Source organism: Sphingomonas arenae, from assembly GCF_016924655.1.
GTDB classification, from domain to species: Bacteria; Pseudomonadota; Alphaproteobacteria; order Sphingomonadales; family Sphingomonadaceae; genus Sphingomicrobium; species Sphingomicrobium arenae.
The window spans coordinates 362,959-377,766 of the sequence record NZ_JAFFJU010000002.1 but is presented as its reverse complement, the minus strand read 5'-3'; the positions used below and the strand labels follow the sequence as shown (position 1 = coordinate 377,766).

General features: G+C 65.1%; 12 protein-coding genes. 9 read left to right on the top strand and 3 right to left on the bottom strand.

Features of this window, described 5'->3' with window-relative positions; translation table 11 throughout:
• Nucleotides 1-29: 29 nt before the first annotated feature.
• Both JT720_RS07955 and chrA read left to right on the top strand, forming a co-directional pair.
• A complete protein-coding gene (locus tag JT720_RS07955) occupies nt 30-794 on the top strand; it encodes a polyphosphate kinase 2 family protein (RefSeq protein ID WP_205480646.1) in 765 nt (254 codons plus the stop codon).
• Nucleotides 795-820: 26 nt separating this feature from the next.
• Entirely contained in the window at nt 821-1,993 is a 1,173-nt protein-coding gene (gene chrA / locus JT720_RS07950; protein WP_205480645.1) for a chromate efflux transporter, read from the top strand.
• 608 nt (nt 1,994-2,601) lie between these two features.
• On the opposite strand, the gene greB is transcribed toward chrA, so the two are convergent.
• Both greB and JT720_RS07940 read right to left on the bottom strand, forming a co-directional pair.
• Nucleotides 2,602-3,087, bottom strand: a complete 486-nt coding sequence (gene greB / locus JT720_RS07945) for a transcription elongation factor GreB (protein WP_205480643.1) — start codon at nt 3,085-3,087, stop codon at nt 2,602-2,604.
• A 10-nt stretch (nt 3,088-3,097) separates the two neighbouring features.
• Nucleotides 3,098-5,074 (bottom strand): lytic transglycosylase domain-containing protein, encoded by a 1,977-nt coding sequence (locus JT720_RS07940; protein WP_205480642.1) that lies wholly within the window; start codon nt 5,072-5,074, stop codon nt 3,098-3,100.
• An 87-nt stretch (nt 5,075-5,161) separates the two neighbouring features.
• Between JT720_RS07940 and dapA the strand changes: the two genes are divergently transcribed.
• From dapA to recA, 7 genes are all read left to right on the top strand, one after another.
• Nucleotides 5,162-6,037 carry a 4-hydroxy-tetrahydrodipicolinate synthase gene (dapA, locus tag JT720_RS07935; protein ID WP_205480641.1) on the top strand — a complete coding sequence of 292 codons (876 nt, stop codon included), beginning with the start codon at nt 5,162-5,164 and terminating at the stop codon, nt 6,035-6,037.
• Between the two features lie 50 nt (nt 6,038-6,087).
• A complete protein-coding gene (smpB, locus tag JT720_RS07930; RefSeq protein WP_205480640.1) occupies nt 6,088-6,570 on the top strand; it encodes an SsrA-binding protein SmpB in 483 nt (160 codons plus the stop codon).
• Nucleotides 6,563-7,132 carry a DUF2062 domain-containing protein gene (locus JT720_RS07925; RefSeq protein WP_205480639.1) on the top strand — a complete coding sequence of 190 codons (570 nt, stop codon included), beginning with the start codon at nt 6,563-6,565 and terminating at the stop codon, nt 7,130-7,132. The genes smpB and JT720_RS07925 overlap by 8 nt, the downstream gene beginning before the upstream one ends.
• 18 nt (nt 7,133-7,150) lie before the next feature.
• Nucleotides 7,151-9,214, top strand: a complete 2,064-nt coding sequence (locus JT720_RS07920) for a M13 family metallopeptidase (protein WP_205480638.1) — start codon at nt 7,151-7,153, stop codon at nt 9,212-9,214.
• A gap of 4 nt (nt 9,215-9,218) precedes the next feature.
• Nucleotides 9,219-11,606, top strand: coding sequence for a hybrid sensor histidine kinase/response regulator (locus JT720_RS07915; protein WP_205480637.1), 2,388 nt, complete (start codon nt 9,219-9,221; stop codon nt 11,604-11,606).
• Nucleotides 11,607-11,645: 39 nt separating this feature from the next.
• A complete protein-coding gene (locus tag JT720_RS07910; protein WP_205480636.1) occupies nt 11,646-11,999 on the top strand; it encodes a response regulator in 354 nt (117 codons plus the stop codon).
• 288 nt (nt 12,000-12,287) lie between these two features.
• Nucleotides 12,288-13,361 (top strand): recombinase RecA, encoded by a 1,074-nt coding sequence (gene recA, locus JT720_RS07905; protein WP_205480635.1) that lies wholly within the window; start codon nt 12,288-12,290, stop codon nt 13,359-13,361.
• A 138-nt stretch (nt 13,362-13,499) separates the two neighbouring features.
• On the opposite strand, the gene JT720_RS07900 is transcribed toward recA, so the two are convergent.
• The gene (locus JT720_RS07900; protein ID WP_205480634.1) at nt 13,500-14,765 is read right to left on the bottom strand and encodes a multidrug effflux MFS transporter; all 1,266 of its coding nucleotides are present in this window, start codon (nt 14,763-14,765) and stop codon (nt 13,500-13,502) included.
• Nucleotides 14,766-14,808: the final 43 nt, after the last annotated feature.

Here is a 14,808-nt window from a genome sequence, read left to right as displayed (position 1 = left end):
CCCGCGGCTTTGCGGTTAGCTCTGCCTGCGTGCAGGTCGATTTAACGAAATTTGAACGCGGGCTGCCGTTTACCGGCGACTTCGCCGCAAGCCTCGGGGTGCTGCAGCAGCGGCTGGCGGAGCTTCACCTCGCGCTTGTGGTCCATCGCAAGCGCGCCATCATCCTGTTTGAAGGGTGGGAGGGCGCGGGCAAGCGGCGGGCGTTGAAGGCTTTAGCGGCGGCGCTCGACCCGTGTTATGTGGCGACCTACTGCACGCTGGCGGAGGACGAGGTGGGGGCGTCGCGGCACTGGCTTGCACCCTTCTGGTCAACCCTCCCCGAAGCCGGGTCTGTCGCGCTGCACTATCGCAGCTGGTACCGGCGAGCGGTGGACGACAAGGCGCTCGGCCGGTCCAGCCCGAAGGAGTGGCTGCGCGCCTGCGACGCCATCAATGAGTTCGAGAACCAGCAGACCGAGCATGGCACGACCATCGTGAAGCTGTTCTTTCACGTCGATGCCGTGACCCAGGCGGCGCGGCTGCATGCCCGGGGCGAGGACCCGTGGGCGCGGCACCTCATGACGCAGCAGGACCTGCGCAGCCTGGCGGCCCGCAACGCCTACATGGCCGCCTGGACCGACTGCTTCGCCCAGACCGACACGCGGTGGGCGCCCTGGACCGCGATCGACGCGGGAGACATGCAGGCCGGCGTGATCGCTTCGCTGGAGGCGGTCGCTGCAGCACTGGCGAAAGCAGTGCCCGCCGAGCCGCCGGCGGAAGGTGACGCGAGCAAGCCCGTCGAGCAGTTCGCCTGACGCGGGACCTCCGCTAAAAGCTAAGCATGACCGGCGCGCCGCCAACCCTGCTGTCGCTGTTCGGGCGCTTCCTGCGCTTCGGCCTGCTCGCCTGGGGCGGGCCGGTGGCGCAGATCGCCATGATCAAGCGGGAGTTGGTCGAGGAGGAGCGCTGGCTCGATCCGCAGCGGTTCAATCGCCTGCTCGCCGTCTACCAGGCGCTGCCAGGACCGGAGGCGCACGAGTTGTGCGTGCACCTGGGAATGATGCAGCGGGGCCGGATCGGGGGCCTGCTGGCGGGGCTCGGCTTCATGCTGCCGGGGCTGTTGCTGATGCTGCTGCTGGCTTGGGCGTACCAGCGGCTGAACCTGCAGGCGGAGCCCTGGCCCGCGCTGCTGCTGGGCGTGCAGGTGGCGGTGCTGGCCGTAATCGTGCGGGCGGTGCACCGGATTGGCGAGCATGTGCTGACCGACGCCTGGCTGTGGGCCGTGGCGCTGGTCGCAGCCGGCGGGTCGGTGCTGGGAGCTCCCTTCTGGGTCGTGCTGCCGGCCGGCGGGCTGGCCTATGTCGCTGCCCGGCGAGGGTGGCGAGTGGCGGCGGTGCTGCTGCTGGCGCTGGCGGTGGCAGCGAGCGCCATCGGTGGCGGGAGCGCCGTCGCGGCGGTCATGGCGAGCGGAGCACCCGCGTCGGCCTGGCTGCTGTTCCTGGTGGGCTTGCAGGCCGGGCTGCTGACCTTTGGCGGGGCCTATACCGCCATTCCGTTCGTGCGGGATGCGGCGGTGGGGCGCGGGTGGGTGAGCGATGGGCAGTTCCTCGACGGGCTGGCCCTGTCCGGCCTCATCCCCGCGCCGCTGGTCATCTTCGCGACTTTCGTCGGCTACCAGGCGGGAGGCCTCGCCGGAGCGCTGGCGATCACCGCGGGCGTGTTCGTGCCGGCGTTCGGCATGACGCTGCTGTTCTTCGACCGACTGGAGCGGGTGGTGGAGGACACGCGGCTGCACGACGTGCTGGCCGGCGTGGCGGCGGGAGTGGTCGGGCTGGTCGCCGCGACGTTCGTGGAGCTGGCGAGGACGACCGCGCGAACGGCCGAGCCTTTGTGGGCGGCCGTCGCGATCTTCGGCGCGGCGCTCGTGGTGCTCTACCTCTGGCGGTCGAAGTTCAACGTGCTGGCCGTGCTGCCTGGGGCGGCGGTGGCGGGCTGGTGGTTGTTTGGCGGCTAGGACTGCGTACGTCTGTTATGGGTGGAAGCGAACTTTAACGGGGGCAAGTCGTAGGCTCCTTTGACCTTGCCGCAGCAAATTCCGTTCCTGTCCAGCGGAATACTTGCTTAGCACAACCGCCAGTGTTGGTGCCGTCCCGCGGACCGTAGATTACTTCCACTAAGTCGGTGTCGTGGCCTGTGTTGATTTCCCAAGCCATCTGTCCCTCGGCGGCCTCATCCGGAGCAGGAATGACCGCTCCATTGCGGCGGTCTACAAACCAGTAGCTGCCGCATCCCGTGCCGCATGGGACGTAGGCAGTAGAGTAGTGACCTGCGAAGCTGATCGTCCCCTCGACCGAGTTCTGTATCCGTTTCAAGAGCTCCGGATTCTTTTCCCCCGAAGCGAAGTGGCTCGGTTTGGCACTGTCGTCGCCTTGTCTTGAGCCATCAATGGGGCAGACAGTATTCGCGTCTCCATCGCGACAAGCTGATGTGTCATAATACAAGTCGGTGTCGCAAGCCGACGCGAGACACAGCAGCAAGAAAGCCGAGATCTGTCTTACCATGCGGCTCTGTTTAACCTAGCGTTAGACGTCCGCAATGGGTCGCAAGCATACATTACTTGCCTCACCCCGGATAACTAATCCCCACCACCTCATACCACTTCTCGCCCGCGGGGAGCCGCACCACCCGTTCGTCACCGACTCGCGCTCCGACAAGCGCGCGGGTGAGAGGGGCGGACCAGCCGATGCGGCCGGCGGAGGCGTCGGTCTCGTCGTCGCCGACGATGGTGACCACCCGTCGCGCGTCGAACTCGTCGGCGAGCTCCACCGTGGCGCCGAAGCGGACCACGTCCTTGTCGGGCTGCTCGGCCGGGTTCACCACCTTGGCGGCCTTCATGATGCGCGACAGATAGCCGATGCGTCGGTCGATCTCGCGCAGGCGCTTGCGGCCGTAGATGTAGTCGCCGTTCTCCGACCGGTCGCCGTTGCCCGCGGCCCAGCTGATCGTTTCGACCAGCTTCGGCCGCTCCTCGCCGAACAGCTGCTGGTATTCGGCGCGCAGGCGGGCGAAGCCGTCGGGCGTGATAAAGCGGGGCGGGAGGCCGGACATGCCGACCCGCTTAGCCCAGCCGCGGCTTGCCGAGGAAGTGGCTGAGCTGGCGCGGCTGGGTCTGCGGCTGCGGGTTCAGCCGCTCGTACACCACCGTGTTTTCGAGCACTCGCTGGACGTAGCCGCGAGTCTCGCTGAACGGGATGTCCTCAATCCAGCTGACGATGTCCGCTCCGGGCCGCCGCGGGTCGCCATTGTTGCGCACCCACTTGCGGACGTTGCCAGCGCCCGCATTGTAGCTCGCCACAGCCAGCGGATAGTTGCCGTCCCATTGATCGAGCAGGCGGCGGAAGTAGGCGGAGCCGAGCATGACATTGTACGCCGGGTCGGATGTGAGCCGGCCGTAGTCGTAGCCGACGCCCATCTTGCCGGCCTGTTCCTGGGCGGTGCCGGGCATGAGCTGCATCATTCCGCGTGCGCCGGCATGGCTGACGGCGGTTCGGTCGAAGGAGCTTTCCTGCCGCGTGATCCCGTGAGCGAGGCTCCAGAGCCGCTGATCGCTCAAGCCGGCCCCGATGGTGGGGAAGGCAGAGCGGAAGTAGAAGGGCGAGCCATCGTTGCGGGCGGAGCGGGCGGTCCAGACGGCCAGGTCCTGGCGGCCAATCTGGTTGCCAAGCTCGATGGAGAGGGAACGTCCAGCATCGTCGTGGACCGCTTCCGAAAGGGCGCGGACGAAAAGGGCCTGCTCGTCGCGCCGCCCCTGCTGCCCGAGCAGCCGGACCGCACGGACAAGGCCCCTCTGCTGAAAAGCCTGCCGCTGGTCGGGCGTGGGTGCGATGACCGGTGCTGCGTTGGGCGCCGGAACCTGCCGCCCGACGCGCTCGAGCGCAAGCTGGCCGTAGAAGAGGTCGGGATAGGCCGCTGCCCGGTTGAAGTGAGCCGTCGCTTCCTGGAATCGACCCGCCTGGCTGGCCGCGCGACCGGCCCAGTAGGCGCCCTTGGTGAGAACCTGGAGCGAGCGGCCGCCCTTGGAGTAGCGATCGAACAGCGCCACCGCGTCCGCTGGTCGGTTCAGGGAACGTAAGGCGAGGGTGCCTGCCAGCCAGGTCAGTGACGTATACTTGTCCCGGATACCAAGGGGTTGAAGGCTGAGATCGGCGCCGAAGTTGACGGCATCGTCCACCTGCCGGGCGATGTTGTAGGCAAGGCTGTACTGACCCGCGGCGGCCGCTTCCTGCGCGTGAAGCAGCTTCAACTCGTACCATTTGTCGACGTCGATGGGCCGGTAGGTAAAAGTATGCGGCCGTGCGAGCAGTTGCCGCGCCGGGATGTGCCAGCCCGCCTCTCGCAGGTAGCGCGCGCGGTCTTGCATCAGGCCGGCGTCGGCGGTCACCTGGTTCTGGACGGCAGCATAGAGCGCTTCGACGTCCGGCGAGCGGAGCTGCATCGCGACACGGGCCGCAAAGGCCGGGCGGCGAGCGGCACTTGCCGACGGGAGCATGCGCTGAGCATCCTGCGGGTCGCGATCGATCAGCAGTCGATCGATCCGGCGGTCGTGATCCGCGCTCGTAAAGCTGGAGCCGAAGCGCTGGTAAAGCGCGATCTCGTCCGTGGCTGAGAGGCCCGGGGCGCTCCATGCATCGCGGGCCGCTTGCACCGCGTCCGCGGTCCGCCCTTGCGCTGCGTAGGCGTCTGCAAGGCGAGCATAGCCGTTGGCAGTCAGGGGTTTGTCCGTGCGGAAGAAAGTGATCACCGTCGCCGGGTTCTCGCCGGGGCGCATCGACTTCTCGGCCGCTCGGCGCATCCCGCTCTCGCCAGGCCAGTCGGGGTAGGCGAGCAGGAAGCGGGCGTAGTCCGCGAAGGCCCAGCCTTCCTGGCTCCGTAGCCGCCGCCAATCGGCCAGCGCGGCGTTGACGTCATAGGCACCAAGGGCCGGGTAAGCTGCCGCAGGTTGCGTCCGCACCGGCACCAGCTGGGTCGAACTCGCGATGGCCGCGGACCCGAGGACCAGCGGAAGGAGGTAGCTTACTCGCCTCATGCTGGACATGTTCGCTTGCTGGTCCTTATCAAGTGCTGAACGCCGTTAACCGTTGTTGGTACGTGACGGGTGAATCCCGGTGAAGGGGGTAAGGCAATGTTTTCTGGCTCAATCCCCGCACTTGTGACACCGTTCACCGCAGGCCGCGTCAATGAAGACGCGTTCCGGGACCTCGTCGAATGGCAGATTGTCGAGGGGTCGAGTGCCCTGGTGCCATGCGGGACCACGGGCGAGGTGGCGACACTCTCGGCCGAGGAGCACGCCCGCGTCGTGCGCCTCTGCGTCGAGCAGGCGAGGGGACGGGTGCCGGTCATCGCGGGGTGCGGGAGCTATTCGACGGCGGCCTCGGCCGAGAAGATGCGGGTGGCGAAAGAGGCCGGGGCGGCAGCGGCGCTGGTGGTCGTGCCTTACTACAACAAGCCGAGCCAGACGGGCATTGCGGCCCATTTTCGGGCTCTAGCGGAAGCCTCGGACCTGCCGATCGTTGTGTATAACGTGCCGGGCCGAACGGTGGCCGATATCAGCGTTGAGACGCTGGCGGAGGTAGCCAAGCTGCCCACGGTCGTGGGAATCAAGGATGCGACCGGCAACCTGGCGCGGGTGACGGCGCAGCGCCTCGCCTGTGGCGAGGACTTCTGCCAGCTCTCCGGCAACGATGACATGGCGCTCGGCTTCAACGCCATGGGTGGGGTCGGCTGCATCTCCGTCACCGCGAACGTGGCCCCGCGACTCTGCGCCGAGTTCCAGGCGGCGACATTGAAGCGGGACTGGGACAAGGCGCTTGGTCTGCAGGATCGCCTCTTCGCCCTGCACACGGCGATGTTCGCAGATGCCTCGCCGGGGCCCGCAAAGTACGCCCTTGGCCGGGTGCGGCCCGGCTTCCCGCAGGAGCTCCGGTTGCCGCTGACGGAGCCGAGCGATACGGCGAAGCGGGCAGTGGATGCCGCTCTAGAGGTGGCGGGGCTCGCCTGACGCAAACACGCTAGTCACAGGCCGGTGCAGTCCTTAAGTGGCGCCTGCCGATGTCCAAACCGCTGCCCACACCATTCGACAAGCAGAAGGTCGTTGCCGAGAACCGGCGCGCACGGTTCGACTATTTCGTCGAGGACCGGCTGGAGGCGGGGATCGCGCTCCAAGGCACCGAAGTGAAGGCGCTTCGCTCGGGCGAAGGATCCATTGCCGAGGCTTATGCCACCGTCGATGGTGACGAGGTCTGGCTGATCAACTCCTCCATTCCGCAATATGGGGCGGGCAGCTGGATGAACCACGAGCCGCGGCGCCGCCGCAAGCTGCTCCTCAAGGGCCGGGAGATCGCCCGGCTGCAGGGAGCGATTACGCGGCAGGGGCTCACGATCGTACCCTTGTCCATCTACTTCAACGGCAAGGGACGCGCGAAGGTCGAACTGGCGGTCGCGCGGGGCAAGAAGGTGCACGACAAGCGCGAGACCATCAAGGAACGCGACTGGAAGCGTGAACAGGGGCGACTGCTCCGCAGCCATGGCTGAGGGCAACTTCTTCTCCCGGCTCGCGGCCAAGCACACGCCCTCTCGCGAGGAAGTGCTCGAGAGCCGCTGGCTGAAGCCGTTCGGCAAGCGCATCCGACAGTCGGACCTGTGGCGATTCACCCGCCGGTCGGTTCCTCGCGGGGTTTTCGCGGGCCTGTTCATCGGCATCTTCCTGATGATCCCGGGGCTTCAGATCGTTGGCGCGGCGCTCATGTCGGTGCCGTTGCGGGGCAACATCCCCATCGCTGCTGCCATGACCTTCCTGTCCAACCCGGCGACGACCCCGTTTTTCCTGGCCGCGTCCATCCTGGTCGGAAACAAGCTCGGATTCCACGCGGACCTCGACACCTTCAACGCGCTCTATGCGAGCGGTGCGAGCGCGGGGCAGTGGCTGCGCTGGCTGCTGTCGGACGCGGCGCCAGCCATGATGTCCGGCCTGTTCATCATCGCGCTGGGATGTGCGTTCGTCGGATATGGCGTGTCGATTGTCGTTTGGCGCTGGTGGGTGCACCGCAAGTGGCGCAGGCGAACACGACCTGAACTCTTTTCCCATCGTTCCTGATCGGAGTCTGCCAAGATCATGAAGCGTATCGTTTTGTTCCTCGTCGCCTCGACCGCTCTGGCCGGTTGCTCCACCACTTCCACTCCCGTCGAGACCGCCGCCGCCGCCGAGCAGGCACCCGTGCCGGTCGAAGCTGCCAAGCCAAAGCCGCAGCTTGGCACCTATGGTTTCGACACGGCAGGCATGGACACCACAGTGCAAGCCGGTGACAATTTCTATGGCTTCGCGAACGGCACCTGGGCGAAGAACACTCCGATCCCGGCCGACAAGTCGAACTACGGCATGTTCACGATGCTCGACGACCTGTCGAAGGAGCGCACCAAGACGCTGATCGAGGAGCAGGCCAAGGAAAACGACAGCCGGATTGGCGCGACCTACGCCAGCTTCATGGATGAGGCAGCGGTCGAGGCGAAGGGCTTGGCGCCGTTCGAGCCGTGGCTTGGACAGGTCCGGGCGATCGACAGCAAGTCGGACCTGCCTGCCATCTATGGAGAGGCGGCCAAGATCGGCGTACCCACTCCGTTCGCCACCTACGTGGGTCAGGACGACAAGAACCCGGATCAGTACATCCTGTCGATGTATCAGGCGGGCATCGGCATGCCAGATCGGGATTATTACCTGTCCAAGGACGCCAAGATCGCGGAAACACGGGCCAAGTACCTCCAGCACCTCACCAATATGCTGAACCTGGCGGGCGAAGCTAACGCCGCGGCGCGGGCGAAAGCCATTGTCGCGTTCGAGACCAAGGTCGCGCAGGCGCATTGGAACCGGGTGGACAGCCGAGACGCTGACAAGACCTACAACAAGCTTTCCGTCGCAGAGCTTCAGAAGCGTGCGCCGGGGTTCGACTTCGCTCGCTTGCTGCAGGAGCGGGACGTCCGTGGCGACTCCCTGATCGTTGCGCAGCCTAGCGCGATCGCCGGCATCTCTTCGGCGATCCGCGCCGCGCCGCTTGGCGTGCTCAAGGATCAGCTGCTGGTTCGCTCGTTGGACGCTTATGCGCCGTTCCTGCCGAGCAAGTTCGATAAGGAGCAGTTTGCGTTCTACGGCACGGCCCTGTCGGGCACGCCCGAGCAGGAAGCCCGATGGAAGCGCGCGGTGAACTTCACCGTGGGCGTGCTTCAGGATGACGTCAGTAAGCTCTATGTGTCGCGCTACTTCCCGCCCGAGACAAAGGCGGCGGCCGATGCTCTGGTCAAGGAAGTCGTTGCGGCGATGGGCCGGCGGATCGACGGGCTTGCCTGGATGGCGCCGGAGACGAAGCAGCGCGCCCGCGCCAAGCTCGCCAACTTCACGACAAAGATCGGCTATCCGGACCGTTGGCGCGACATGTCCGCGCTGGAAATTCGGCAGGATGACCTGCTCGGCAACGCCATGCGCTCAAACCGGTTCGATTATGCGTGGAACGTCGGTAAGCTGGGGCAGCCGATTTATCGCTGGGAATGGGGCATGACTCCGATGGAGGTGAATGCCTACGCGAACTTCGGCATGCAGGAGATCGTGTTCCCGGCGGCGATCCTCCAGCCGCCGTTCTTCGATCCGAATGCCGACCCGGCGGTCAACTATGGCGGGATCGGAGCCGTTATCGGCCACGAGATCAGCCACCACTTCGACGACCAGGGCTCAAAGTATGACGAGAACGGGCGCTTGAACGAGTGGTGGACCGCTGCCGACAAGCAGGCGTTCGAGGCTGCGACCAAGCAGCTGGTTGCGCAATATGATGCTTACGAGATCTTTCCCGGCGCAAACGTGAAGGGCGCCTTCACGCTAGGCGAGAACATCGGGGATCTGGCGGGACTCACGGTGGCATATGACGCCTACAAGCACAGCCTCGATGGCAAGGCCGCGCCGACCATCGATGGCACGACCGGCGATCAGCGCTTCTACCTCGGCTGGGCACAGGTGTGGCGTCGCAACTATCGTGAGGCGAATCTCCGCCAGCGTTTGATCACCGACCCGCACAGCCCGTCCGAGCAGCGCACCTTCGTCGTTCGCAATCTCGACCCCTGGTACCCCGCCTTCAATGTCCAGGCAGGGCAGAAGCTCTATCTGGCGCCGGAGCAGCGTGTCCGCGTATGGTGAGGTGATGATCCACAGCCGGCTCGCTGCGATTGACGCTCAACCGCTTCCTCGCGGCGAGTCCTGGCTGATCCCATTGTTGGTGGTCCTGGCGCTAGTCAGCGGAGCATTGCTGGCGTTTGTTGTTGGCCACCCACGGATTGCTTTGCTGCTCGGCCTGGGCACTTTGCTTTCCGGCGGAGCGGCGATCCTCTCGGCTCGACCCACTGCTGCCTCTCGCACCGTCTTTCCGGCGGTCAGCCCTGATTACGCCCTGGTCGCATCCAGTCTCAGCCTGTGCCCGGACCCGGCCGTCCTCACCGACAGTGACGGACGCCTCATTACGGCGAACGCTGCATATCGGGAACGGTTCGCCGGTGCGCCGGCTCCGACCGGGATCGGCATCGACGAGGAAGCCAGCGCTGCCCTCGGGCTGGCGCGATCGCTCGCCTGGCGGGATGGACAAGGCTGCGCCGCGGGAATCACGACGTCCGCGGGCCAGGTGGCGGTCGGAGTGGAGCGGGTCGGTTCCCGCGGCGATCAATTGCTGTGGCGCTTCCCGCGGCCGCAGCCCGATCGGACCCGCATTGCCGCACGCAGGATGCGAGGCGCAGAAGGGGAAATCCTCGCTCAGAGCGGCGTGCTCGCGGCCGTGATTGATGGAGAGGGCCGACTGCTCGCCATCAACAGCCTGATGGCAGAGCGCACGGGACTGAACGTGGAGGAAGGGGCGCCTGGGCCAACTCTGTCCGATCTCTTGCTGCCCTCCGAGGATGGACGCGTTCGGTTCTTGTCGGAGGGGGAATCTGCGCGTCCGCTGAGGCTGCTGCACGTGCCACTCGGCTCGGGTGGAACTGTGAGTTCTGCCCAAGTTCTCCTGTTCGACACGACCGAAGCGGCCGACATCACGGAGCCCACGAATCTTCAGGCGCTGCTCGATATTCTTCCGATCGGACTGGCGCTCGTCGACCGGGACGGGCGATTCCTGACCACCAACAAGGCCTTCCGCGTCGCTGGCGGGATCGTGGAAGGAACTCGGCCGGCCTTTCCGAGCGACCTTGTCGTCAAGGAGGACAAGGCGGCGGTGGCCGACGCGGTTCGGCGCAATGCGCGCGGACCAGCGATGTCGGGCGACCTGGCGGTGCGACTTGGCCACCAGCCGACCGAGCCGGTGGCGCTGACCATTGCGGGACTTCGCGGGCTGGGCGATGCAGCCGTGCTGCTGCTGCTGAAGGACAATAGCGAGGAAGCCAAGCTCAAGCGTCAGATCGCACAGGCGACCAAGATGCAGGCAGTCGGTCAGCTCGCTGGCGGCGTGGCCCACGACTTCAACAACATCCTGACGGCGATCATCGGTCACTGCGACCTGATGTTGATGCGCCATACGCCCGGCGACAGCGACTATGACGACATCCAGCAGATCAAGTCGAATTCGAACCGTGCCGCCGGCCTGACCCGGCAGCTGCTCGCCTTCTCACGGCAGCAGACGTTGCGGCCACAAGTGCTGCAGCTTCCCGACGTGGTTTCGGAAGTGTCTCACCTATTGAAGCGTTTGCTGGGTGAGACCGTCACCCTGACCGTGAAGCACGGTAGAAACCTGGGATCCGTAAGAGCCGATCCCGGACAGCTGGAGCAGGTGATCGTCAACCTGGCGGTCAATGCCCGGGACGCCATGTTGGCCAAGGGTGGTGGGGATCTCACCATTCAGACCTATGCGGTGAGTGCGAGCCAGGTCGCCGAACTGGGCAGCGAAATCCTGCCCATCGCGGATTACGTCGCGTTCTCGATCACCGACACGGGGGTTGGGATCCCCCCGAATGTTCTCGGCAAGGTGTTCGAGCCGTTCTTTACTACCAAGGAGGTCGGCAAGGGCACGGGCCTCGGGCTGTCGACCGTGTACGGCATCGTGAAACAGTCGGGCGGCTTCATCTTCGCGGAATCGAAGGTCGGTCAGGGAACGACCTTCGTGATCTACCTTCCCGTCCATCAGGAAGAGAAGGGGCAGGGTCCGGCACCTGTCGTGCCCGCGCCGAAGAAGGAGGATCTCTGGGGCACCGGGACGGTCTTGCTGGTGGAAGACGAGCCCATGGTTCGCACGGTGGCGGAGCGGGCTCTGACACGGCAGGGCTACACGGTCGTGACCGCGAACAATGGCGAGGAAGCGTTGGAGGTAATCGGCCGGGGCGAGCCGATCGACCTCCTCATTTCGGACGTGGTGATGCCGATCATGGATGGACCCACCATGGTCCGCGAAGCGCGCAAGACCCGTCCGGAACTCCCGATCCTGTTCATGTCCGGCTACGCCGAGGAGCAGTTGCGCAAGTCGATCGACATCGACAATTGTGCGTTTCTTCCCAAGCCCTTCTCGGTCCAGGAACTGGCCGAGGCAGCCCGTAAGGTGCTCTCCGCAAAATAAAAACTTGCGCGGGCGGCTCCGCCGATTATGCAACGCGAAGTGAGCGAGGGGCGTAACATTCTCGTCGTTGAAGACGAGCCACTGATCGCGATGATGCTTGAGGACTTCCTCGAGACATTGGGTCATCGCATTCATGCGAGCTGCGACAACGTTTCGGCGGCGCTGGGCGCGTGCGAGTCCGGTGGGTTCGACGTCGCGATCCTGGATGTGAACCTGAAGGGGGAAGCGGTCTGGCCGGTCGCAAAGCGCCTGCAGGAAAAGGGTGTTCCTTTCGTGATCGCATCGGGCGGTCACGTCGAGCCGCCTCCGGCCGAGTTCGCCTCCGTTCCGATGCTTGAAAAGCCTTACACCATCGACCGGATCACACCCGTCCTGGAGCGGGTTACCGCCTGAGTGGTCGGATGCCGCTCTCCCGGGGGTGGCGCTGAGGGACTCTGATGAGGTGAGACAATTATCCGCGCTGTGACCCGGAGGTCACTGGCGGCAGGCGGTCGTGCTCGATAACTCTTGCATTTGCTCGGGCCAACTGGACGGAATTGGCCGCTTTGGTGGCCTTGGCTCCTACCCGCCGCATTGCACATTAACGATGTTCTTCTCTTGTTCCATGAGAACATATATCGTACGTCCATGTCGGGGCGGGAAGCCGAAGCCGTCCGATTGACGAGGCTTGGGAGTGAGGTCATGGCAACGAATCTGAAGGTCGTCGGATCAGGCGGGGAAGCAGGAAACATGGACAGGCAGAAGGCGCTGGAGGCAGCTCTGGCGCAGATCGATCGGGCGTTCGGCAAGGGCTCGGCAATGAAGCTGGGCAGCCGCGAGAAAATCGAGATCGAGACGGTGTCGACCGGCAGCCTTGGGCTTGACATTGCGCTTGGCGTCGGAGGACTCCCGCGCGGACGAATCATCGAGATCTACGGGCCTGAAAGCTCGGGCAAGACCACTCTGGCGCTGCACTCCATTGCGGAGGCACAAAAGGTTGGTGGGACCGCGGCGTTCGTCGATGCCGAGCATGCGCTCGACCCGGTTTACGCGAAGAAGCTCGGCGTCAACATCGACGAGCTGATCGTCTCCCAGCCCGACACGGGTGAGCAGGCGCTGGAGATCGTGGACACGCTGGTGCGCTCCAACGCCATCGACGTGCTAGTGGTGGACTCGGTTGCCGCGCTTGTGCCGCGGGCCGAGATCGAGGGCGAGATGGGCGACAGCCACGTCGGCCTTCAAGCCCGCCTGATGAGCCAGGCGCTGCGCAAGCTGACGGGCTCGATCAGCCGCTCGCGCTGCACGGTCATCTTCATCAACCAGGTTCGCATGAAGATCGGCGTCATGTACGGCAACCCGGAGACGACGACGGGCGGCAACGCGCTGAAGTTCTATGCCTCCGTGCGCCTCGACATCCGCCGGACTGGCCAGATCAAGGATCGGGACGATATCGTTGGCAACACGACCCGCGTGAAGGTGGTCAAGAACAAGGTCGCGCCGCCGTTCAAGCAGGTCGAGTTCGACATCATGTATGGCGAAGGGGTGTCCAAGGTCGGCGAGATCCTGGACCTGGGTGTGAAGGCGGGCTTGGTCGAGAAATCGGGCGCGTGGTTCAGCTACGATTCGGTGCGCATCGGGCAGGGCCGAGAAAACGCCAAGACTTATCTGCGCGAGAACCCGGAGATGGCAGCGCGGCTTGAGCAATCGATCCGCAAGTCCAAGGATGAGGTGGGCGAAGCTCTGATGGTTGGCCCCAGCGGCGAGGACGACGCCTGATCGCTGAAGCCGCGCTTGGGTCTGGGGCCGAGACAGGTCTCGACCCAGGCGCGGCTTCAGCACGACGGTCGGCTATTCGATGGGCCGCACTTGGGGGCAGAGCAGCCTTAGGCGGCGCAGCTTGCCCCCGGGGGTTCGCTAACCGATTGGGAGTTCTTCGCCGGCGACCTTCGGCGGGATGCGTTCCAACAGGCGGCGCGGTTCCGTTGCGACGACCAGAACCGCGCTGATCACTCCGCAGATGGCGAAGCCCCATAGAAACGGCAGCTGCGTGCCATTGAAGCTTTGCCCGATGACGAGCCCGATCATGGCACCGCCGATGGTTCCGATAACACCTTGGACGGACGAGGCGGTTCCTGCGATGGCCCCCATGCGCTCCATGGCCAGAGTTCCCATGTTTGACGAGCAGAAGGCGAATGTGAACATCGCCAGTGCCTGCATCAGGGTGAAGAGCCATAGCGGTTCCCCCGAAGCCGTCGCGATCAGAGCGTGGCTCACCGTGACAATGGCGAACGCGAATGTTCCCGCGTGGCCGACGCGCCGTAAACCGAAGATCCCGACCACGCGGCTGTTGATGAACGACGCCACTGCCATGGGAGCAGCAACGGCGGCGAACACCAGGCCGATCGCTGCTGGCGCATCGAACACGTCGAACACGATCTGCTGAATGGACGCAATATAGGCGGTGAGACCACCGAACACCGCGGTCAGCGCCAGGGTATAGCCAAGCGACTGCCGCTCCGTCAGCGTCAGCCGCATCGCCTGTCCGATGTCGCGAAAGGACAGGCTCCTGCGATACTCGGGATGGAGCGTTTCGGGCAGACGCCGCAATGACCAGAGCAGCATGATCAGCGCATAGGCCGCCAGCACGCCGAAGATCGCCTCCCACTCGCCAACCAGAAGAATCAGCTGCCCAACACTGGGCGCAAGAACAGGCACGAGCATGAAGACCATGAACACAAGGCTCATCACCCTTGCCATGGCCTCCCCCTCGAACAGATCGCGGACCATTGCGACGACGAGGACACGCGTGACCGCAGCAGAGGCGCCCTGGAGGGCGCGGGCAAGGACCAGGAGTGGAAAGGTCCAGGCCAGCGCGCATAAGGTCGCAAACACCGCGTAGAGGCCGATGCCGGCCGCGAGGATCGGCTTGCGCCCGAAGCGATCCGCAAGCGGTCCCCAGATCAGCTGGGTAGACCCGAAGCCAAACATGTAGGCGACCACCACCAACTGACGACGGTTATCGTCGGCGACGCCCAGATCGGCGCCGATTGCCGGCAAGGCAGGAATCATGGCGTCGATCGCAAAAGCATTCAGCGCCATCAGCCCTGCTAGCAGGGCGACGGTTTCACGCGATCCAGGGCGCGGCCCGGAACCGGGCAGGTGGCGAGAGGTGAAGGGCATGGCTGGGTGCTGGCGTCTCTAAGCGCTGCGTGCAACACTTGTT

Excerpts from the sequence above, each read along its gene's own strand:
- chrA (WP_205480645.1), top strand. The coding sequence starts at position 821 with ATGACCGGCGCGCCGCCAACCCTGCTGTCGCTGTTCGGGCGCTTCCTG.
- greB (WP_205480643.1), bottom strand. The coding sequence starts at position 3,087 with ATGTCCGGCCTCCCGCCCCGCTTTATCACGCCCGACGGCTTCGCCCGC.
- JT720_RS07940 (WP_205480642.1), bottom strand. The coding sequence starts at position 5,074 with ATGTCCAGCATGAGGCGAGTAAGCTACCTCCTTCCGCTGGTCCTCGGG.
- dapA (WP_205480641.1), top strand. The coding sequence starts at position 5,162 with ATGTTTTCTGGCTCAATCCCCGCACTTGTGACACCGTTCACCGCAGGC.
- smpB (WP_205480640.1), top strand. The coding sequence starts at position 6,088 with ATGTCCAAACCGCTGCCCACACCATTCGACAAGCAGAAGGTCGTTGCC.
- JT720_RS07925 (WP_205480639.1), top strand. The coding sequence starts at position 6,563 with ATGGCTGAGGGCAACTTCTTCTCCCGGCTCGCGGCCAAGCACACGCCC.
- JT720_RS07920 (WP_205480638.1), top strand. The coding sequence starts at position 7,151 with ATGAAGCGTATCGTTTTGTTCCTCGTCGCCTCGACCGCTCTGGCCGGT.
- JT720_RS07915 (WP_205480637.1), top strand. The coding sequence starts at position 9,219 with ATGATCCACAGCCGGCTCGCTGCGATTGACGCTCAACCGCTTCCTCGC.
- recA (WP_205480635.1), top strand. The coding sequence starts at position 12,288 with ATGGCAACGAATCTGAAGGTCGTCGGATCAGGCGGGGAAGCAGGAAAC.
- JT720_RS07900 (WP_205480634.1), bottom strand. The coding sequence starts at position 14,765 with ATGCCCTTCACCTCTCGCCACCTGCCCGGTTCCGGGCCGCGCCCTGGA.